This window comes from Paenibacillus tengchongensis, from assembly GCF_008973665.1.
GTDB classification, from domain to species: domain Bacteria; phylum Bacillota; class Bacilli; order Paenibacillales; family Paenibacillaceae; genus Paenibacillus_AQ; species Paenibacillus_AQ tengchongensis.
In genome coordinates, this window is the sequence record NZ_WACP01000004.1 from 133,106 (window position 1) to 152,708 (window position 19,603).

The following is a 19,603-nucleotide window of genomic DNA, read 5'->3' on the forward strand; positions in this document are numbered from 1 at the left end:
AATGAGGATTACACACGAAAAAACTAAACTCAGAATGGTTAAAATCAGCATCGGAGATTAGCGGAAGAAAAACGCACATATTCCCCGGCGGCGCCGGGTGAATATGCACACCTTGCAATGAAGAGGAAAATTTATATGTAGGGGAATTGTAGAGGAAGGTTAGGAGTCGCGTTTGCCGGATTCGATTAATTTGCGGCCGGAAAGCACGTTCTTAATGATCTCAATGAAATCAGGTGAAGCCTGTGCTTCTACCGCTAGTTCATAGATGTTCAGCAGTTGTTCGTCAGACAACATTTCCAGGGATGAGGGCCGCGGAGAAGGATGAAAGTAATAATCCATTTGATTCCTCCATCAGATAATTATATAAAGCTAGCAAAGAATCATACCAATCATATCAAATGGTACCATTTGGAATTAAAGCCGTCTCCTGTCATTCGCCCGGTGAATTACCCTTTACAAAAATCTCAATCTATGGGAAAATAGTAATTTTGTCAATTATATCATAATAAGTAACCCCGATTGGCTCAGCCGGGGCTAATCCGGTTTGGCGGAACCCTGATTTCGGGCGGTCAGATATCTCTTGATCCGGGACTCATTGGATTCTGAGACGGTGGCAAATTGTTCGCTCTCTCCAAACAGTACCACCTTACGTTCGGAATCATAGCCTTCAATGTTGCCGATATTGACGACATTGCTGCGGTCGAGTCGCTCAAATCCGCTGCCGGCATACGCCGTACACAGATCTGAAAGAGTGGTGGGAAGAACATATTCGCCTTCTTTGGTATGGACGTATATTGTATTCTTGTAGCTGGAGAAATACAATATTTCTTCTTCCCTAATATCCCGGGAGGAACCGTCATTCAGCAAGACACGCATGTACTTCCCACCTTGTTCGGGTTACTTCCGTAATTCTTCTGGAGCTTGTGGACTGTGGAAAGCCGGTTTCATGATGGACACAAAGAATCTTGCTGAAAAGGTAAGGGCTGAAGACATGCGTTTGGCAAGCGTTCTCTTCATGGAGTCGTCCTCCTTGACGGGTATATTACTGTTAAAGATTGGACCAGGAAGGCCAATCCGATTACAGCCGAGTGGATGGCAAAATTCGAAAGCACCAAAAGAACAGAAACCGCTTTAAGCAAGGGAAACAGCTTGCGTGAGATTTGCGCATTCACGTCGGGATTAGGCGAAAACAGGATCATAATCAATAAAGAAAAAGGGTTTATCAGCCAGAGGTAGGGCTCTGAAAGCTCAGACAGAAGCGGCACGAGTGTGCTCAATAAAATAGTAACTATATTGCATGCCGCTGCACTTTTTAAGTGAACACCCCCGGAAGCAAGACGAAGCAGACAGCAAAACAGCAGGAAAGTCAAGGATTCTTGCAAATGTCCAGTTAATCCGCCTACTGCAGCAGTACCTATTATGATGATAAGCGTATTGAGAATAATATTTAAGGCGTATTGCATGACTTCTATGGAGGCCGTCTCTTCTGCGTTAGCGTTCTTGATGGCGACAGCGATTCTATTCGCTAAAGAGTTCATGGTTATTCATATCCTTTTTGTAGGCGTAGTAAGTATAGCTATACAAGAGCATACCGTAAGCCAAAGGCATTAAAAAGAAAAACCGCGAATATTCATTATTGGTTAATATAATCGTCAAAATGACGATGAGAACGGAAGGTGCGCTTATGGCAAACAGGATAACTTCCCGCAATGAAAGGGTGATTCTTTCGTCCGGCTTATCGGGGATAAAATCAAAGCCTTTACGCTTGCGGTGGATATAACATGCAGCTATCAAGGTAACCAAGGCCGACACGCTTTGCAGCATATATACCGATAGAGTCATAAAGGGGAAAACTAAAGAATTAGCTCCGGTTAAATCCATGATCAGGTAACAGGTGGATTGGATTAACATATACGACAAGTAGGCAAGCCCGTTTACAATAGCCGCATAAAAAAATTGAATCCGGAAAAGCAGCCAGAGGAATAAATAGTTCAGTATATACTGGACAATAATGTCTGCCGTTATCAGCCCATAGTCATACCGGAGAGTATAAGAAATAAAAGCCATAAGGGCACTGGCAAATACAATTTCCTTGGTGTACAGATCAATCTTAAACACTCTGAATGCAAGGAAAAACATCGCAAACGTTTCTAGCATGGAAAAGAGTATATAGAGCGCAAAATCCTGCATGCTGACACTCCTATGGGCATATTGCCCAAATCCAATTCTTGCAAGTATTATACATAATAGACTAGAATACAACAACGGCTTTTTGCGCTAATTACCTTTATTTTTGTAACTTTATCACAGAAAGGGGATTAATCATGCATCAGCGTCCTGAAGCAAATGAATACAACGAGTTTCAAAAGGGGTATATTGCGCATGTCCCGGCAGAGGGCGATTTGCGGGAGATTCTCCGGGAGCAGACGGAGACTCTAACCGGGCTGTTCGGCAGTCTGAGCGAGGAACAGGGGAACTACCGGTATGCACCGGAGAAATGGAGCATCAAGGAACTGATCGGGCATTTGACGGACAATGACCGGATTATGTCCTACCGTTTGCTGTGTTTTGCCAGGGGAGAAGAGGCGCTGCTTCCGGGCTATGAGGAAAAAGGGTACGTGGCTGCGGGGAATTTCGGCCGCTTCACGCTGGCGGAAATGGTTCAGCATTACCGGATTGTGCGCCAGTCGACTCAGGCGCTGCTGGACAGCCTCGAAGACGATGCGTGGACCCGTGCCGGCCGCTTCGGCGGGGTGCAGATGACGGTGCGGGCCCAGGCGGCCCTGATCATCGGGCATGAACTGCATCATCTGCAGGTGTTAAAGGAGCGTTATTTGCACTAATACGCCAACTCCAAAAAAGCATCCCCGCTATTGAGAATGGCGATTCTCGCAGCGGGGATGCTTTTTCCATACATGGACGGTTAGAGCGGCGGATTCTTGTGGCATTTACGGCAGACCGGATAATAGGCTTCATTGCCGCCAATCTGAATCTGTTTGCCGGTATAGACGGGCTTGCCGTTCTCCACCCGCAGCGCCATCGTGGCTTTGCGCTCACAGAACCAGCAGATCGTCTTCATTTCCTCGATTTTGTCCGCATAAATCAGCATATATTTGCTGCCCTCGAACAGGTTGTTCTGGAAGTCGTTCTTCAAGCCGAAAGCCATGACCGGGATGTTCAGCTCGTCCACGATCCGCACCAGCTGCAGAATGCAGTCTTTACTCAGAAATTGGCATTCGTCAATCAAAATACAGTGGGGGCGCGGCAGCGCCTTCTCCACAATCCCGAAGATATCGGTGTGCTCATCGATGGCGATCGCCTGCTTGCGGAGACCGATGCGGGAGGAGATGTAGCCGACTTCGTCCCGGTTGTCCAGGGCAGGTGTGAAGATCAGCACGGACTTGCCCTGCTCTTCGTAATTGTGGGCCACCTTCAGTATTTCAATGGATTTGCCGCTGTTCATAGCGCCGTATTTGTAAAACAACTGTGCCACGTCCATCTATCCTTTCGCTGTTTAGCCTGGGTACTTTAACAAAAAAGACTTATATTAGAGTATCATACACACGGCGGCGGCAGCCAGTGCCAGATGTCCGGGAGGCAAATTTCAGCGGACCTCCGTAAGCATACTCTCAGCGGGTATATGATATAATGTACGCAATTGTGTTTTGCCGCAGGTGAAATTTTACAGAAGGAAGGCTTATGAAATGACGGAGAAATTGACGGAGTTTAAGGAGAAGGCCGAGGCTTTACGGCAGCGGGGCGGCTTGTCCGGGGATGCAGAGCGTCTGGTGGAGGAAATGCTCGCCGGGCTGGAGGAGCTGGAACGCAGCAATAAGGCGCTCAAGCGGGCGGCGCTGAAGGCCGGTCAGGGAACGTCCATGTCAACAAGACTCAGGGAAGCGCTTTACGAGTAAAGCGGACGGGGTATCGCAGGTGAACATTATTTTTGTCTATCTCAAAAAATACCGGGTTGCCGCTATAGCTGCACTGCTCATGATGCTGATTGAGCTGTCGGTGGAGCTGGCCCAGCCCTACCTGATTTCCAAAATCATCGACTCCGGGATACAGCAGCGCGATACGGGGGTTGTTTGGCTCTGGGGCGGCGTGCTGGCGGGCAGCGCGGTCATTGCGTTCGGAGCGGGGGTGCTGAGCTCGTTCTTCGCGGCGCATGCCAGCCAGGGCTTCGCCTTTGACCTGCGGGAGAAGCTGTATAAGCGGGTGCAGTCCTTCACTTATGCGGTATTCAGCCGGTTCGAAACGTCATCGCTGATCACCCGGCTGACCCAGGATGTAACACAGCTGCAGGACACGATTTTTATGGGGCTGCGGTTTATGACCCGCGTTCCGCTTGTCGTGCTCGGCAGCGTTCTGATGGCGCTGATCGTGCATGTGCGGCTGGGGCTGATGCTGGCGGTGACGCTGCCGCTCCTGATCGTATTTCTCCTATGGATGCTGAAGCGTTCTTCGGCGCTCTTCCGCAGTGTGCAGCAGCGGCTTGACGACGTGAACGGCAGCATCCAGGAGAATCTGACCGGGATCCGGCTGATCCGCATCTTTGTGCGGATGGGCCATGAGATCAGCCGGTTCGCGGCGCGCAGCGGCGAGCTGATGCAGGCGACCGTCGCCGCGCTGCGGCTGACGGAAACGACGGCACCGCTGATTATGCTGATTGTCAACATCGTGATTCTTGCCGTGCTGTGGTACGGCCGGATCGAAATTTCCACAGGCGATGCGACGCTGGGACAGACCGTTGCGGTCATTAACTATTCGCTGCGCACGATCGGCGCTATGTCGGCGCTGTCCGGCATTATGGCAACCTTCTCCAGGGCCCGTGCTTCTGCCGGACGTGTGGAAGAGGTCATGGCGGCCGATGCCGCCGGCAGTGAATGGACAGGCTCACCTGAGCATGCCCATGCTAAGACCGCCCCGGTGGACCCGAATGGCCGCATGCGGGCAGAGAAGGTGAAGCCGATCAGGGGCAAGGTGGAGTTCCGGAAGGTCGGGTTCAGTTATCCGGGCAGCGGGCTCGCAGTGCTTGAGGATGTTTCGTTTACGGTGCACCCGGGACAGCGGGTGGCGATTCTCGGGGCAACCGGCTCGGGCAAATCCTCGCTCGTCGGCCTGATCCCCCGCCTGTATGAGCAGAGTGCGGGCGAGATTCTGGTGGACGACATTCCCGTTGCCGGAATGGACATCGCCCGGCTGCGCGGCGCCATCGGCTATGTGCCGCAGGAGGTGCTGCTGTTCTCAGGGACGGTACGCGATAACATTGCCTGGGGGGATGAGCATGCCACCCAGGCACAGATTGAGCGTGCGGCAGCGGCGGCGCAGATTCACGACACCGTGGCTGAACTGCCGCTGGGCTATGATACGCTGCTCGGCCAGCGGGGCGTCAATCTCTCCGGCGGCCAGAAGCAGCGGCTGAGCATCGCCCGTGCGCTTGTACGGCGGCCGCCGATTCTGATTCTGGACGACAGCACCAGTGCGCTGGATGCCGTAACGGAGGGGCGGCTGCTGGACGAATTGCAGCAGCTGTCCTGCACGACATTTCTCATTACGCAGAAGATCAGCTCCAGCGTGTCCGCCGACTTGATCCTGCTGCTCGACGAAGGGCGGCTCATTGCAAGCGGTACCCATCCCGAGCTGATGGCAAGCTCGCCGCTCTACCGGGCTATCTGCGAATCTCAGGACAGGGAGGCATGGGATCATGTTCAAAGCATTAATTGAGCCTTTCCGCCACCCGAAGCTGGGCCTCGGACTCGGGGAAGCGCGGGGGCTCGGGGCGGCGAACAGCCGGAAGCCCAAGGCGAAAGCAAGAGATTCGCGCGCTGCGCTGAAGCGGATCTGGAGCTACCTGGCGAAGCGTAAAGCCAAGCTGACGCTCGTGCTGCTGATGGTGATGTTCAGCTCCGGCCTGTCGCTGCTGGGACCGTATTTGATCAGCAGAGCGGTGGATCACTACCTGGAGGGCAGCGGCGGAAGGCCGTGGCTGCTGTTCCTGATCACATTGGCGCTAGTCTACCTGCTGAATGCGCTGACCTCCTGGCTGCAGAATATCTGGATGATCGAAATCGCCCAGGAGACGGTGCTGCGCATGCGGGCCGACCTGTTCACCCATTTGCACCGGCTGCCGATCTCCTTCTTCAACCGCAGGCAGCAGGGCGAAATCATGAGCCGGCTGACCAATGACATCGAGAATATCAGCTCGACGCTGAACAGCTCGGCGATTCAGATTTTCTCCAGTGTGCTGACGCTTGTCGGCACCGTCGGAGTGATGCTGTGGCTCAGCCCGCTGCTGACTCTGCTGACGTTCATTGTCGTGCCGCTGATGACGCTGGGCATGCGCTGGATTACCCGCCGCACCGGTCCGCTGTTCAAGGAGCGGCAGAAGAATATGGGCGAGCTGAACGGTTTTATTGAAGAAACGTTATCCGGCCAGCGCATCATCAAGGCCTTCTCGCAGGAGGAACGCGTCATTGCCGGCTTCAGGGAGCGCAACAACCGGATCATGCTTTCCGGGTACTGGGCGCAGTCGATCTCCGGCTTCATCCCGAAGCTGATGAACGGCCTGAACAATCTCAGCTTCGCCATTGTCGCCGGAGTCGGCGGTCTGCTGGCGATCCGCGGTATCGTTACCGTCGGCGTAATTATCGCCTTCGTAGAATATACCCGCCAGTTCACGCGGCCGCTGAACGACCTGGCGAACCAGTGGAACACGCTGCTGTCGGCCATCGCCGGCGCAGAGCGCGTGTTCGAGGTGTTGGACGAGCCGACGGAAGCGAAGGATGAAGGCGCGGCGGTCTCGCTTGAACGGGTGAACGGCGCCGTGACGTTCACGGATGTCTCGTTCTCCTATGACGGGGAGAACGAGACGCTGCACGGCATCAGCTTCGAGGCGAAGCCGGGCGAGATGATCGCCCTCGTCGGCCCGACGGGCGCCGGCAAGACGACGCTGATCGGCCTCTTGTCCCGGTTCTATGACCCGGACAAGGGCCGGATTACGCTTGACGGCAAGGACTTGACGAAGGTCAAGCGGGAAAGCCTGCGCAGCCACATGGCATTCGTGCTGCAGGATACGTTCCTGTTCCGCGGAACGATCCGCGACAACATCCGCTACGGCAAGCTTGACGCCTCGGATGAAGAGGTCGAGGCGGCCGCCAGGCTGGCCGGCGCCCATCCCTTCATCATGCGGCTGCACGGCGGCTATGAGCGGATGCTCTCCGTCGGAGGCGGGGGCATCAGCCAGGGTCAGAAGCAGCTGCTCGCTATTGCCCGGGCCATTCTGGCCGATCCGTCGATGCTGGTGCTGGACGAGGCTACAAGCAGTATCGATACCGTGACGGAGATCAAGATCCAGGAAGGGCTGCGCACCCTGATGAAGGGGCGGACGAGCTTCGTCATCGCCCACCGGCTCGGCACGGTCCGCGCTGCAGACCGTATTCTGGTGCTGCGGGGCGGACGGCTGGAGCAGCAAGGCACGCACGACGAGCTGCTGCGCCAAGGCGGGCTGTACAGCGACCTGGTCCGCGGCGCGGCCAAGGAGCAGGGGGAAGCGTAGGGGCTGACAGCGTCAAGGCGGAGAAGTGCAGGCAGCAAGCAGGCTACAGAGAGCTTGGTTGCTGCCTGCTTCTGCAGAGAGGACAGGTGCATACCTCACGCGTTGGCGATTTTAATTCTGTGCACTGAAATACGAAATCCCGCCGGGTGCTTATCCACGGCGGGATTTTGAGTTAGCGGTCATTTTTTATAGGGGTCGCAGATTAATATGGAGCTCTTGAGATACATCTGGACAGAGCCATATTGAGAATATCCTGATCGTATACACGGTATATCCGGTTCTGATCAAGGATCCAATTCGCAAATCCCGTTGCGTTACGGTAGTCCTCAATATCTTCGGCAACTATACGGAATTCGGCTAATTTTACCAGTATGTCGTATTCATGTTCTGAACATTGAATGCCAAGCTGAGACAGCTGTCTCTGACGAATTCTTCTTGCGGTGCTGTCTTGTACGAGCCGGTGTTTATTGGAGATTTGGCCTTCGTGAGTCCGGTAAAACAACAGGTTATGAGGAAGGTTTGCAAATTGCGCGCTTGAAGAAAGCCTGCTCCACAGCTCGTAATCCTCTGCATGAGGATAGTTGTAATCATAACGGATTCCGAGACGCTCTATTGAACTCCGGCGCATCATTACGGAAGGGTGCAGGAGACAGGAATGAAATAACAGCCAAACCTTAATTTCTTCATGATGCATAGGGTTTAACTTAACCGGCCCAAGGTAATTGGTAGTATATCCCGTTCCGCAAATATCGATATGGGGATTCTGATCCATAAAATAAGCCTGCACTTCCAGGCGGTTCAGTGCTGAGGCATCATCGCTGTCCATACGGGCGATATACTCCCCCTGGGACCAATCGAGTCCTTGATTCAGCGAAGCCACAATCCCCAAATTTACGGAATGAAATATTTTCTTGACTCTAGTATCTTGTATTTCATGTATGATTCCCGCCGATCCGTCAGTGGAACCGTCATCAATGATGATCAGCTCCAAATCGCTGAACGTCTGCCACAAAATGGTATTGATGGCTTCCTGTAAATACATAGCGTTATTGTAGACCGGCATTATTACAGAAATTCTGGGCACCAGGCATTCCTCCTAGATACTTGTCTCTTGATACACATTATGAGGAGTAAAATTAACTTGCAACCGAAAACCGGAAAAAAGGCCTTTCTCCAAAAAAGGAACAGAAGCAGAGACAGAAGCAGCATAAACGGACCTCTTCGGCAGGCACAGCAATTAGCAATTCTCCGCTCAAGCCGGGTCTTTTTTAATTGCAGGGAAATATAATGTATCTAATACATATATCTGAATTCGATGGGGGAGTGCAGACATGGAATTGCGGGATATAATGGTGCTGCTCATATCGGGAGGCTTTGGCGGCGTTCTTTCAGGGCTGTATCTGAACGATGGCAACTGGGTATCGCCGGCCAAGATTGAAATTGACACGCTGCATGTAAAGAGGAATATATATAATTTAGGGATCTATTCGGACATCCTGTTGGGTATGGGGGCCGGACTCATTGCTGCGTTACCCTTGGGGCTGGAGTACCCGAAATATATTTATGTAGCGATGCTGGGAGGTTTTGGCGGCGGCAGCTTCATCGCGAAACAAGCCAAAATGACCCTGGATGCCAAGCTGAAGACCCATGAAGAATTGCCTGAACTGTCAGCAAACAGCGAAATCGAGGTCGAAATCACTCAGGAGAACGGGAGTGAGGCAAAATGAAAAATAAGATCATCCTGACCCAATCCGAGCTGAACGAATATAACCGGCTAAAGACTAAAATCAAGCTGGCCAGAACGACGACAGAGGTCTCTGCCTACAGCACTCAAGCCAAGGAGATTTTGGATACAGGCCGCAAAAGATACATCTCACAGCTGGAAAATAAGCGTATCACATTTCTTTCTTAAACAGGTCCTTGCAGCGATTTCACTCTAAGCATTTATTAAACCAGAAGAAATAACCCGCCGTGCTTTTTGCGTGACGGGTTCGTTTTTTTCTATCTGCTATAGCAGCTTTGTAAAATACTTGGGAGATTCTGAATAACCCTGCCGATTATAAAATCGGTGTGCGTCAATTCTTCTCAAATGGCAATGAACCTGGATGTTGCCGCAGTTTCTTCTTCTGGCAGCCCTGCTTGCATACTCTTCAATTTGCTGCCCGGTTCCCTTGCTTCTAACCGTAGAATCGACGATGAGGTAACTTATGCAGGCAATATCTCCTGCGAGAGAGCAAGCTGGGCCTCCCCATCCTCAGCCGTTGCTTGTCTAAACATGCGTACACTCCTTAACTATATCCTCTTAAAAAAGACATGTCCAGAACCACCATGGTTCATTTTTTCCGTTGGCTGGTACTTGGCAGTAACTCTGTTAAGCAGTATTTCTTTGCTCAGATATGACGTTTATTAGTTTTGAATTAGGTCCGGAAGGGAGTACAATATAATAGGTTATGCCCAACTTGTGAAGTACGGACTGGAGGATACATATTATGACGATTTCTTGTGACGTGGCGGTCTTGGGAGGCGGCACCGGCGGCTATGTGGCGGCGATCCGCGCGGCCCAGCTCGGCAAGTCTGTCGTTGTTATCGAGCAGGACAAGCTCGGCGGCACCTGCCTGCACCGCGGCTGCATTCCAAGCAAGTCGCTGCTGCGCAGTGCGGAAGTATACGCTGAAATGAATGAGAGCGAGAATTACGGAATAGAGACCGACGGGGTACGGCTGGTGTTCCCCAAGGTACAGCGCCGGAAGGAAGCGGTGGTTGAGCAGCTTCACCAGGGCGTGCAATATTTGATGCGCAAAAATAAAATCCAGGTCCTGAAGGGCAAAGGGCGGATTATCGGCCCTTCGATCTTCTCGCCGCGCAGCGGCGCTGTGGCAGTGGAGCTGGAGGACGGGGAGATGGAAACCGTTGTCCCCGCCCATCTGATCATTGCCACAGGCTCGCGTCCGCGCGTGCTGCCGGGCCTTGCGCCGGATGGCCAGGCTATCCTGAGCAGTGAAGAGGCACTCACGCTGGAGGAGCTGCCGGCGTCGATGATCATTGTCGGCGGCGGAGTCATCGGCGTGGAATGGGCCTCGATGCTCGCTGACTTCGGCGTACAGGTTACTGTGGTGGAAGCTGCCGGGCAGCTGCTGCCGCAGGAGGATGAAGAAGTGGCCCGCGAGCTTCAGCGGCTGCTGAAGAAACGCGGCGTCAAGATCCTGACCGGCACGCTGGTCGATGCGGAGAGCTGCCGGGTGACGGCTGCGGGTGTCACTATCGGCGCCCGCAAAGGAGACAAGCTGGAACAGCTGTCTGCGGAGAAGCTGCTTGTATCGGTTGGCCGGGTAGCCAATGTTGAGAACATTGGGCTGGAGAATACCGACATCCGCTTTGACAAAGGCGTGATTGAGGTGAACGCTAATATGCAGACCGGCGAGCCGCATATTTATGCCATCGGCGACTGCATCGGCGGGCTGCAGCTGGCCCACGCCGCCAGCCATGAAGGCATCCGGGCGGTGGAGCATCTGGCCGGTGAGCCGCTGCAGCCGTATCACACCCATCTTATTCCGCGCTGCGTTTACACGCGGCCTGAAGTTGCGAGTGTAGGCTACAGCGAGAAGGAAGCAGCGGAAAAGGGCCATGATGTGATTACCGGCAAATTCCCGTTCTCGGCCATCGGTAAAGCGGTTGTGCACGGCCTGAAGGACGGTTTTGTCAAAGTGGTGGCTGACAAGACAACCCGCGACATTCTTGGTGTACAGATGATCGGGCCGCATGTGACCGATCTGATCGGGGAAGCGGCACTGGCCCAGGTGCTCGACGCGACACCGTGGGAGATTGGCGAAGCGATCCACGCCCATCCGACGCTTTCAGAGGCGATCGGGGAAGCGATGCTGGCCGTGGACGGCCGCGCAATCGGAATGTAACGGACAGACACAGCCGTATAAGAATGCCGGATTGAGCCAAGGACGGAGGACCCGCCGAAATTGCTCCGCTCCGGCATTTCTTTAGCTTTTCTTTTTGCAAGGAGTTGGCTTATAATGGGGTTAGGTCTAGTATTAGTACCTGGTTATAAGATCAGGGCAAAGTTTACTGGCAATATGCGGAGATGGGCAGAATTTCTCTCCATACCTTGACCAGTATAGTGAACAGATTGGGCAACGTTTGAACGTTGGTACCGGAAACGGATAGAAACAGGGGCCTGCGGCAATGCAGGTTCTGAGAAAAGTACAAAACTTTTAGGAGGTTCTCCATTATGGAATCCCAAAAGACTGGCGGAACGGTGGACCGGCACAAGCCGCTTGGACTCACTGACGGTCAGGTCATCGATATGTACAGATTTATGCAGATGGGCCGCAAGTACGATGAGCGCAGTCTGCTGCTGCAGCGCGCCGGCAAGATCAACTTCCATGTCTCCGGCATCGGCCAGGAGGCGGCGCAGGTGGCGGCGGCTTTTGCGCTGGACCGCGAGCAGGACTATTTTCTCCCTTATTACCGCGACTATGCGTTTGTGCTGTCGGTGGGGATGACAATGCGCGAGCTGATGCTGTCCGTCTTCGCCAAGGCGGAGGACCCGAACAGCGGCGGGCGGCAGATGCCGGGCCATTTCGGCCATAAGAAGCTGCGGATTGTCACGGGCTCCAGCCCGGTAACCACTCAGGTTCCGCATGCGGTCGGGTTTGCGCTGGCTGCCAAGATGCAGAAGAAGCCTTTTGTCTCCTTCGTCACATTTGGCGAGGGCTCGAGCAATCAGGGGGATTTTCACGAAGCGTGCAATTTTGCCGGGGTCAACAAGCTGCCGGTCATTATTATGTGCGAAAACAACCAGTATGCGATCTCCGTTCCGGTCCACAAGCAGCTCGGCGGCAAGGTCAGCGACCGGGCGCTCGGCTACGGCTTCCCTGGTGTCCGGGTGGACGGCAATGATCCGCTGGAAGTATACCGGGTCATGAAAGAAGCGCGCGAGCGCGCGCTGGCGGGCGAAGGACCGACGCTGATTGAGGCGATGATGTACCGGCTGTCCCCGCACTCGACTTCGGATAATGATCTGGCGTACCGGACGAAGGAAGAAGTAGACGAGAATTGGAAAAAAGACGGCGTAGCCGCATTCCGCACTTATCTGACGGAGCTGGGGCTGTGGAGCGAGGAGCAGGAGCGCGATCTGCTGGCTGAGATTAATCTTGAGCTTAAAGAAGCGATTGCGTATGCCGAGAACGCCCCGTTCCCGAAACCGGAGGACACGCTGCTGCATGTATACAGCGATTCGGCCCGCGAAGGAGGCATATAACCATGGCGATGATGGAATATATCGATGCCATCCGTTTGGCAATGAAGGAAGAGATGGAGCGCGACGATTCGGTGTTCGTGCTTGGTGAGGATGTCGGCGTCAAGGGCGGCGTGTTCACGACGACCAAAGGATTACAGGAGCAGTTCGGCGAAGAGCGTGTAATGGATACGCCGCTGGCGGAATCCGCCATTGCCGGTGTGGCCATTGGTGCGGCGATGTACGGAATGAAGCCGATTGCCGAAATGCAGTACTCCGACTTCATGCTGCCGGCGACCAACCAGATTATCAGCGAAGCGGCCAAAATCCGTTACCGCTCCAATAACGACTGGACCTGTCCGGTAGTGGTGCGTGCGCCGATCGGCGGCGGGATTTTCGGCGGACTGTATCATTCGCAGTGTCCGGAGTCGATCTTTTTCGGTACGCCGGGACTGAAGATTGTGGCGCCTTACTCGGCCTATGACGCCAAAGGGCTGCTGAAGGCTGCGGTACGCGACCCGGATCCGGTGCTGTTCTTCGAGAACAAGAAATGCTACAAGCTGATCAAGGAGGATGTGCCGGACACCGACTATATCGTGCCGATCGGCGAAGCGAACCTGCTGCGTGAGGGCAGCGATATCACGGTGATCGGTTACAGCTTGCCGCTGCATTTTGCAATGCAGGCGGCGGAGGAGCTGGAGCGCGAGCAGGGCATTACCGCGCATATCCTTGATCTGCGCACGCTGCAGCCGCTGGATCAGAATGCGATCCTTGCGGCGGCGCGCCAGACCGGCAAGGTGCTGATTGTCCACGAGGACAACAAGACCGGCGGCGTCGGCGCCGAGGTGGCGGCGATCATCGCCGAGCATTGCCTGTTCGAGCTGGACGCGCCGATCTTCCGGCTGTGCGGCCCCGATGTGCCGGCGATGCCGATCAGCCCGCCGATGGAGAAGTTCTTCATGCTCAGCAAAGACAAGCTGAAGGCGGAAATGCTGCGGCTGGCGGAGTACTGAGGCTGAACGGAAAGTTAGCCAAGACTGGCTGAAGCTTAAACGATGACAGCTTTTCATGAAGTTGCTTGATTATAGTGAATCATCCGGTTGCATATGGGTCGGCGGGGATGGAACTAATTCGATTTCCGCCAACTAATTATGGACTATACCCTGTATTTGCAGATTTAGGTGGATAACTGCCACTTAAATCTGCCGATATTGCCGTTTCGCAACGAAACAGCCTGAATTAAGTGGCAGAAATCGAATTAGTTCTTCTGAAATCAGGAATACGCTTGAATTAGATGGACGAAATCGACTTAGGCCAATGGCCGATCCCGAAGCGTCTGAAAAAAACGGACAGCTGCCTGTGGAAACAATCGATTTGGCGCTTTTCAGATAAAAGCGGATGCTTCCGAAGCAAGTTTATCCGAAGTAACTCATAGACGCTTATGCTAACAAACAAAGCGGATGCTTCCGAAGCAAGTTTGTCTGAAGTAACTCATAGACGCTTATGCTAACAAACAAAGCGGATGCTTCCGAAGCAAGTTTGTCCGAAGTAACTCATAGACGCTTATGCTAACAAACTTTTAAGGAGTGACATTATGTCTGACCATACCAAGCTGACGGATGTGACGATGCCGCAGCTGGCGGAATCGCTGGTGTCGGCGACGATCGGAAAGTGGCTGAAGCAGCCGGGCGACCGGGTGGATCAGTATGAGCCGCTGTGCGATCTGATTACGGATAAAGTCAACGCGGAGCTGCCTTCCACCGTGGAGGGCACGCTGGTGGAGCTCCTGGCCGAGGAAGGCCAGGTCGTCAGCGTCGGCGAGGTGATCGCCCGCATCGCCGAAGATGTGCCGGCGGGTGCCCCGGCGCCGGCTGAACCTGCTGCTGCGGCCGTTCCGCCGCAGCAGGCCACCGGCGCTGCGCCAGGCAGCAGCGCCGCCGCACACCCGGCGCGGGCCGCAGCCCCGGCGCCGGCCTTTGACGCGAGCGCGCCGATGCGCTCGCGCTACTCGCCCGCCGTGCAGACGCTGGCCGCGCAGCACGGCATTGACCTGACGGCCGTGCCGGGCACCGGCCTGGGCGGCCGCATCACACGCAAGGATGTGCTGGCGTTCCTGGAGCGCGGCGCCGCCGCTGCTCCTGCGCCTGCCGCATCCGCGCCTGCCCCGGCAGCCGCGCAGCCTGCGGCACCAGCTGCAGCTGCGCAGCCTGAAGCAGCGGCATTTGCGCAGCCGCCTGCCCCGGTGGCCCAGGCCGGCTATGCCGCGCCAGGCCAGGCTCCTGCCGCAGCGCCGGAGCCGGTGCGCCACTCCGGCCTGCACCTGAGTGAATCGCCGCGGATCCCGACGATTGAAGTCGAGGGCGGTCCCGGCGGCAGCTCCGAGTATCTGATCGACGTGACGCCAATCCGCAACACCATTGCAACGCGCATGCGCCAGAGTGTCTCGGAGATTCCGCATGCCTGGACGATGATTGAGGTCGATGTAACCAATCTCGTGAGCCTGCGCAACAAGCTCAAGGATGAATTCAAACGCAAGGAAGGCATCAACCTGACCTATCTGGCCTTCCTGATGAAGGCCGTCGTCAGCGCGATCAAGGATTATCCGATCATGAATTCTGTCTGGGCCGTCGACAAAATCATCGTGAAACGTGACATCAACATCTCGCTGGCCGTAGGCACCGAGGATTCTGTGCTGACGCCGGTAATTAAGCGCGCCGACCAGAAGAATGTCGCCGGACTGGCCCGTGAAATCGATGAATTGGCCCAGAAGACCCGCGAAGGCAAGCTGCGTCTTGACGATATGCAGGGCGGAACCTTTACCGTCAACAATACAGGTTCCTTCGGCTCGATTCTGTCCTATCCGATTATCAACTATCCGCAGGCGGCGATTCTGACCTTCGAGTCGATCGTGAAGCGGCCGGTGGTCATCAATGACATGCTAGCCGTCCGTTCCATGGCGAATATCTGTCTCTCGCTCGACCACCGGATTCTGGACGGGGTCATCTGCGGGCGTTTCCTGCAGCGGGTGAAGGATAACGTGGAAAGCTACACGCCGGATACCAAGCTATACTAATTACAACCTGCAACTACATTACCTCTCCCCGGCCGCCGCAGGAAGGCAGTCCGTTGGTTACGGCGGGGAGAGGCCCTACATATCTTAAGCCGCATCGCTTCTTGGCTATATCTGCACCAGAACATTAGCTATAATAAGTCCAACCGTTAGCAATAATATACTGAACGCCAAACAGCGCCCGGGGAACCCGGACGCCATAAACCGTATATTGCAAGCCGCTTAACCGAGCAGGAACGGCTCGATAACCATCAGCAGCGTAGAGGCGACCATTGCGATCAGCATGAGATAGATAACGATGCGGAACCATTTTTGACGATTCATGAGTGACTCCTTTGGAATTAGTTTAAGTTAAAAGCATACAGTCTACAGATTTGCAGCAATACAACTATTGTACCGTATCCGTGAAAGAGAGGGAAGTCAGAATGGTAGAACAAGACCGGCTGATTCAAGAGTTTATGGAGCTTGTCCGGGTTGACAGCGAGACAGGCAACGAGCGGGAGATTGCTGACGTGCTGAAGGCCAAGTTCAGCGCTCTCGGGCTTGAAGCTGTGGAAGATAACTCGCAGGAGCGCACCGGCCACGGGGCAGGCAATCTATTCGTCACCTGGAAGGGCGACAGCGGCGTGAGCGCGCCGAAGCTGCTGTTTACCTGCCATATGGACACCGTGGTTCCCGGGCGCGAGATTAAGCCGACCCTGCACGGGGACGGCTGGATTACCAGCGACGGCAGCACGATTCTGGGCTCAGACGACAAGGCGGGACTCGCTGCGCTGTTCGAAGCCATCCGGGTCATTCAGGAGCAGAACATCCCGCACGGCCAGATTCAGTTCGTCATTACCGCCGGCGAGGAATCCGGGCTGCTCGGCGCGCGCCATCTGGACCCGAGCTATCTGGACAGCGAGCTTGGCTTCGCGCTCGATTCCAACGGTGAAGTCGGCGCGATTGCCGTGGCGGCTCCGAGCCAGGCCAAGATTCAGATGCAAATCTTCGGCAAATCTGCCCATGCCGGTGTGAATCCGGAAGACGGCATCAGCGCGATCCAGGTGGCCAGCAAGGCGATCTCGGCGATGAAGCTGGGCCGCATCGACAATGAAACGACAGCCAACATCGGCAAGTTCGCCGGCGGCGGTCCGACCAATGTTGTCTGCGACCATGTACAGCTGGATGCGGAAGCGCGCAGCATCGTGCAGGAGAAGGTGGAGCGGCAGGTGGCTGCCATGCGCGAGGCGCTGGAAACGACGGCCCGCGAATATGGGGCGGAAAGCGAATTCCGCAGTGAAATTATTTACCCTGCATTCAGCTTCAACGAGAATGATCCGGTGGTGCAGCTGGCCAGCCGCGCGATTAGCGCCGCCGGTCTTAAGCCGCGGCTGTTCCCGTCCGGGGGCGGCAGCGATGCGAATATTTTCAACGGACTGAAGGTGCCGACGGTCAATCTGGCGATTGGCTACGAGCATATCCATACGACACAAGAACGGATCAAGGCCGAGGATATCGTCAAAGCGGCGGGTCTCGTCGTAGCCATCGTGCAGGAAAGCACGAAAGGTTAAGTATTTGCCGCATAGAACGGGATGAAGGAGCTGCCGCAGGGGATAATACCCCCGCAGCAGCTCCTTACTGTTTGCCTAAACGCTGCGCTGCGGAGCGTTTATCCGGCCTTGGGCGCAGAAGCCTGATTCCCGGCATGCAGCCGCAGCACGTAGACCAGAGGCATATCCCGCCCGTATTGCCGGATCCATCCGGCGAGTACCGCTTTGATCTGATCGGGCTTGCCTGAGAGCGTCAACGCAATGGGGCTTGAACGGATAATGGGTGCTTTCATGCCGGCATTCCTTCTTTCCCTTGAAGTTTGCTATAATACACCCTATGCAGACCCGAAGCAAAGGAGACCATATTCTATGAAAAATAATGAAATTCACAGCAATCCGCTTTTAGATGAAAAGACTGTAGCGACACAGCCGATCTTCTCCGGCAAAATCATCTCCCTGCAGGTGGATACAGTAACGCTTCCCGACGGCAATACCGCTACGCGTGAGGTGATCAAGCATCCCGGAGCGGTGGCTGTGCTGGCGCTGAACCAGGGCAAAATGCTGGTGGTGGAGCAGTACCGGCAGGCGATGGGCCGCACCGAAGTAGAGATTCCGGCCGGGAAGCTTGACCCGGGGGAAGATCCGCTGGCCGCCGCCGGCCGCGAGCTGCAGGAGGAGACCGGCTTTCACAGCGGCGAGCTGCAGCTGCTGCAATCGTTCTATACCTCGCCGGGCTTTGCCGACGAGATCATTCATTTATATGTGACAGAGAACGCTCAGCCCGGCGACATGGCGCTGGATGAGGATGAATTCCTGGAAGTCTCCGAGCTGACGCTGGAGGAGGCCTATCAATATATCCGGGACGGCCGCATCGCCGATGCCAAGACCATGATGGCGGTCTATGCCTGGCATCTGTACACCTTGACGGGACAATGGCACTAGACCGGGATTTGCGCGGCTACTATTGCGATCTGCATGTGCATATCGGCCGCACATCGGAGGGGCAGGCCGTGAAGATCAGCGGCAGCCGCGATCTGACCTTTGCGAATATCGCCAAGGAGGCCGCAGAGCGCAAAGGAATAGAACTGATCGGCATCATCGACTGCCATTCACCGGGCGTCCTGCAGGATATCCACACCGCGCTGGATTCGGGCGAGATGGCGGAGGTTCCGGGCGGAGGCATCGCCTACCGGGGAACTACGATCCTGACCGGCAGCGAAATTGAGCTGCGCGAGCCCGGCCGCAAGGAATTCCATGTGCTGGCATTTATGCCGGACCTTGCGGCGATGGAGGATTTCAGCTCCTGGATGAGCCGGCATATGCGCAACGTCAATCTCAGCTCCCAGCGTCTGTATGCACCGGCCAGAGAGCTGCAGGAACAGATTACCGGCCGGGGCGGGCTGCTGATTCCGGCGCATATTTTCACGCCGCATAAGGGGCTTTATGGCTGTGCGGCCGAGCGGATGGCGGACATCTTCGACCTGGATGGTATTGCCGGCGTGGAGCTGGGACTGAGCGCCGACTCAGAGATGGCGGGCTACCTCCCGGAGCTTGACCGGTATTCGTTCCTGACCAATTCCGATGCCCATTCACTCGGCAAGATCGGCCGTGAGTACAATGTCATCGACATGGCGGCCCCTTCGTTCAGCGAGCTGCGGCTGGCGCTGGCCCGCGAAGAAGGGCGGAAGGTCAGCGCCAATTACGGGCTGAACCCGCGGCTCGGCAAGTACCACCGCTCTTATTGCGGCGGCTGCGGCAGCATCATCGACGAAGCTGCGGTGACGGCGGAGCGCTGCCCGTATTGCGGCAGCCTGAAGCTGGTGCAGGGCGTCTTCGACCGCATTCTGGGCATCGCCGGCCGGGAGCAGCCGTACGTTCCGGCAGACCGGCCGCCGTATCATTACCAGGTGCCGCTGGAGTTTATTCCGAAGCTCGGCAAGGCCAAGATGAATGCCCTCCTGGCCGCCTTCGGTACGGAGATGAACATTCTGCACCGGGCAGGCGAAGCGGAGCTTGCTGTCGTGGCGGGAGCGGAGCTCGCTGCGAATATCGTCAAGGCCCACACCGGGCAGCTGAGCCTGAGCGCAGGCGGCGGGGGGACCTACGGGAAAGTTGTGCAGCCGGCTAAGGAGTAAGTCTGCACAGGGCCGTAACCTGAATGCCGGACAAGTCATAGAATGGGACATTCCTTCATA

The 19,603-nt window shown here is 55.4% G+C and carries 22 protein-coding genes; 13 read left to right on the forward strand and 9 right to left on the reverse strand.

The window, feature by feature from the left end; translation table 11 throughout:
- Positions 1-159 precede the first annotated feature (159 nt).
- The 4 genes from F1381_RS08280 to F1381_RS08295 all read right to left on the reverse strand — a co-directional run bounded on the left by F1381_RS08280 (position 160) and on the right by F1381_RS08295 (position 2,190).
- Positions 160-339 (reverse strand): sporulation histidine kinase inhibitor Sda, encoded by a 180-nt coding sequence (locus tag F1381_RS08280; RefSeq protein ID WP_151734360.1) that lies wholly within the window; start codon positions 337-339, stop codon positions 160-162.
- Positions 340-534: 195 nt separating this feature from the next.
- Positions 535-876, reverse strand: coding sequence for a LytTR family DNA-binding domain-containing protein (locus F1381_RS08285; RefSeq protein ID WP_151734361.1), 342 nt, complete (start codon positions 874-876; stop codon positions 535-537).
- Between the two features lie 137 nt (positions 877-1,013).
- On the reverse strand, positions 1,014-1,538 hold the full coding sequence (locus F1381_RS08290; protein WP_151734362.1) for an accessory gene regulator B family protein: 525 nt from the start codon (positions 1,536-1,538) through the stop codon (positions 1,014-1,016).
- On the reverse strand, positions 1,519-2,190 hold the full coding sequence (locus tag F1381_RS08295; protein WP_151734363.1) for a hypothetical protein: 672 nt from the start codon (positions 2,188-2,190) through the stop codon (positions 1,519-1,521). Before F1381_RS08295 ends, F1381_RS08290 begins: the two co-directional genes overlap by 20 nt.
- Positions 2,191-2,324: 134 nt before the next feature.
- Here F1381_RS08295 and F1381_RS08300 point away from each other — a divergent pair, with 134 nt between their 5' ends.
- Entirely contained in the window at positions 2,325-2,843 is a 519-nt protein-coding gene (locus F1381_RS08300) for a DinB family protein (RefSeq protein WP_151734364.1), read from the forward strand.
- An 80-nt stretch (positions 2,844-2,923) separates the two neighbouring features.
- Here F1381_RS08300 and F1381_RS08305 read toward each other — a convergent pair whose 3' ends face one another.
- Complete coding sequence (locus F1381_RS08305) at positions 2,924-3,493, reverse strand: thymidine kinase (RefSeq protein ID WP_151734365.1); 570 nt, start codon at positions 3,491-3,493, stop codon at positions 2,924-2,926.
- 211 nt (positions 3,494-3,704) lie between these two features.
- Between F1381_RS08305 and F1381_RS08310 the strand changes: the two genes are divergently transcribed.
- The 3 genes from F1381_RS08310 to F1381_RS08320 are packed head-to-tail and all read left to right on the forward strand — an operon-like array spanning position 3,705 to position 7,558.
- Entirely contained in the window at positions 3,705-3,914 is a 210-nt protein-coding gene (locus F1381_RS08310) for a hypothetical protein (protein ID WP_151734366.1), read from the forward strand.
- A 19-nt stretch (positions 3,915-3,933) separates the two neighbouring features.
- Positions 3,934-5,727, forward strand: a complete 1,794-nt coding sequence (locus F1381_RS08315) for an ABC transporter ATP-binding protein (protein ID WP_151734367.1) — start codon at positions 3,934-3,936, stop codon at positions 5,725-5,727.
- Positions 5,708-7,558 (forward strand): ABC transporter ATP-binding protein, encoded by a 1,851-nt coding sequence (locus tag F1381_RS08320; RefSeq protein WP_151734368.1) that lies wholly within the window; start codon positions 5,708-5,710, stop codon positions 7,556-7,558. Before F1381_RS08315 ends, F1381_RS08320 begins: the two co-directional genes overlap by 20 nt.
- A gap of 202 nt (positions 7,559-7,760) precedes the next feature.
- Here the strand turns inward: F1381_RS08320 and F1381_RS08325 are convergent, their stop codons facing one another.
- Positions 7,761-8,621 carry a glycosyltransferase family 2 protein gene (locus F1381_RS08325; protein WP_246187956.1) on the reverse strand — a complete coding sequence of 287 codons (861 nt, stop codon included), beginning with the start codon at positions 8,619-8,621 and terminating at the stop codon, positions 7,761-7,763.
- 268 nt (positions 8,622-8,889) lie between these two features.
- Between F1381_RS08325 and F1381_RS08330 the strand changes: the two genes are divergently transcribed.
- Positions 8,890-9,285 (forward strand): hypothetical protein, encoded by a 396-nt coding sequence (locus F1381_RS08330; protein ID WP_151734370.1) that lies wholly within the window; start codon positions 8,890-8,892, stop codon positions 9,283-9,285.
- On the forward strand, positions 9,282-9,470 hold the full coding sequence (locus F1381_RS08335; RefSeq protein ID WP_151734371.1) for a hypothetical protein: 189 nt from the start codon (positions 9,282-9,284) through the stop codon (positions 9,468-9,470). Before F1381_RS08330 ends, F1381_RS08335 begins: the two co-directional genes overlap by 4 nt.
- A 96-nt stretch (positions 9,471-9,566) precedes the next feature.
- Here the strand turns inward: F1381_RS08335 and F1381_RS29255 are convergent, their stop codons facing one another.
- Complete coding sequence (locus F1381_RS29255) at positions 9,567-9,776, reverse strand: GNAT family N-acetyltransferase (protein ID WP_151734634.1); 210 nt, start codon at positions 9,774-9,776, stop codon at positions 9,567-9,569.
- A 271-nt stretch (positions 9,777-10,047) separates the two neighbouring features.
- Here F1381_RS29255 and lpdA point away from each other — a divergent pair, with 271 nt between their 5' ends.
- The 4 genes from lpdA (at position 10,048) to F1381_RS08360 (ending at position 15,879) form a co-directional block, all read left to right on the forward strand.
- Positions 10,048-11,469: a dihydrolipoyl dehydrogenase gene (lpdA, locus tag F1381_RS08345; RefSeq protein WP_151734372.1), complete on the forward strand. Its 1,422-nt coding sequence runs from the start codon at positions 10,048-10,050 to the stop codon at positions 11,467-11,469.
- A gap of 329 nt (positions 11,470-11,798) precedes the next feature.
- Positions 11,799-12,830, forward strand: coding sequence for a thiamine pyrophosphate-dependent dehydrogenase E1 component subunit alpha (locus F1381_RS08350; RefSeq protein WP_151734373.1), 1,032 nt, complete (start codon positions 11,799-11,801; stop codon positions 12,828-12,830).
- A 2-nt stretch (positions 12,831-12,832) separates the two neighbouring features.
- Positions 12,833-13,819 carry an alpha-ketoacid dehydrogenase subunit beta gene (locus tag F1381_RS08355; RefSeq protein WP_151734374.1) on the forward strand — a complete coding sequence of 329 codons (987 nt, stop codon included), beginning with the start codon at positions 12,833-12,835 and terminating at the stop codon, positions 13,817-13,819.
- A 581-nt stretch (positions 13,820-14,400) separates the two neighbouring features.
- Positions 14,401-15,879 (forward strand): dihydrolipoamide acetyltransferase family protein, encoded by a 1,479-nt coding sequence (locus tag F1381_RS08360; protein WP_151734375.1) that lies wholly within the window; start codon positions 14,401-14,403, stop codon positions 15,877-15,879.
- 219 nt (positions 15,880-16,098) lie between these two features.
- On the opposite strand, the gene prli42 is transcribed toward F1381_RS08360, so the two are convergent.
- Positions 16,099-16,200 (reverse strand): stressosome-associated protein Prli42, encoded by a 102-nt coding sequence (prli42, locus tag F1381_RS08365; protein ID WP_150270838.1) that lies wholly within the window; start codon positions 16,198-16,200, stop codon positions 16,099-16,101.
- 101 nt (positions 16,201-16,301) lie between these two features.
- Here prli42 and F1381_RS08370 point away from each other — a divergent pair, with 101 nt between their 5' ends.
- Positions 16,302-17,429 (forward strand): M20/M25/M40 family metallo-hydrolase, encoded by a 1,128-nt coding sequence (locus F1381_RS08370; protein ID WP_151734376.1) that lies wholly within the window; start codon positions 16,302-16,304, stop codon positions 17,427-17,429.
- 98 nt (positions 17,430-17,527) lie between these two features.
- Here F1381_RS08370 and F1381_RS28165 read toward each other — a convergent pair whose 3' ends face one another.
- Entirely contained in the window at positions 17,528-17,701 is a 174-nt protein-coding gene (locus F1381_RS28165) for a hypothetical protein (protein ID WP_187355250.1), read from the reverse strand.
- 76 nt (positions 17,702-17,777) lie between these two features.
- On the opposite strand from F1381_RS28165, the gene F1381_RS08375 reads away from it, so the two are divergent.
- Together F1381_RS08375 and F1381_RS08380 are read left to right on the forward strand one after the other, a co-directional pair.
- Positions 17,778-18,350 (forward strand): NUDIX hydrolase, encoded by a 573-nt coding sequence (locus F1381_RS08375; protein WP_151734377.1) that lies wholly within the window; start codon positions 17,778-17,780, stop codon positions 18,348-18,350.
- Positions 18,341-19,543, forward strand: a complete 1,203-nt coding sequence (locus F1381_RS08380; RefSeq protein ID WP_151734378.1) for an endonuclease Q family protein — start codon at positions 18,341-18,343, stop codon at positions 19,541-19,543. The genes F1381_RS08375 and F1381_RS08380 overlap by 10 nt, the downstream gene beginning before the upstream one ends.
- The last annotated feature ends 60 nt before the right edge of the window (positions 19,544-19,603 follow it).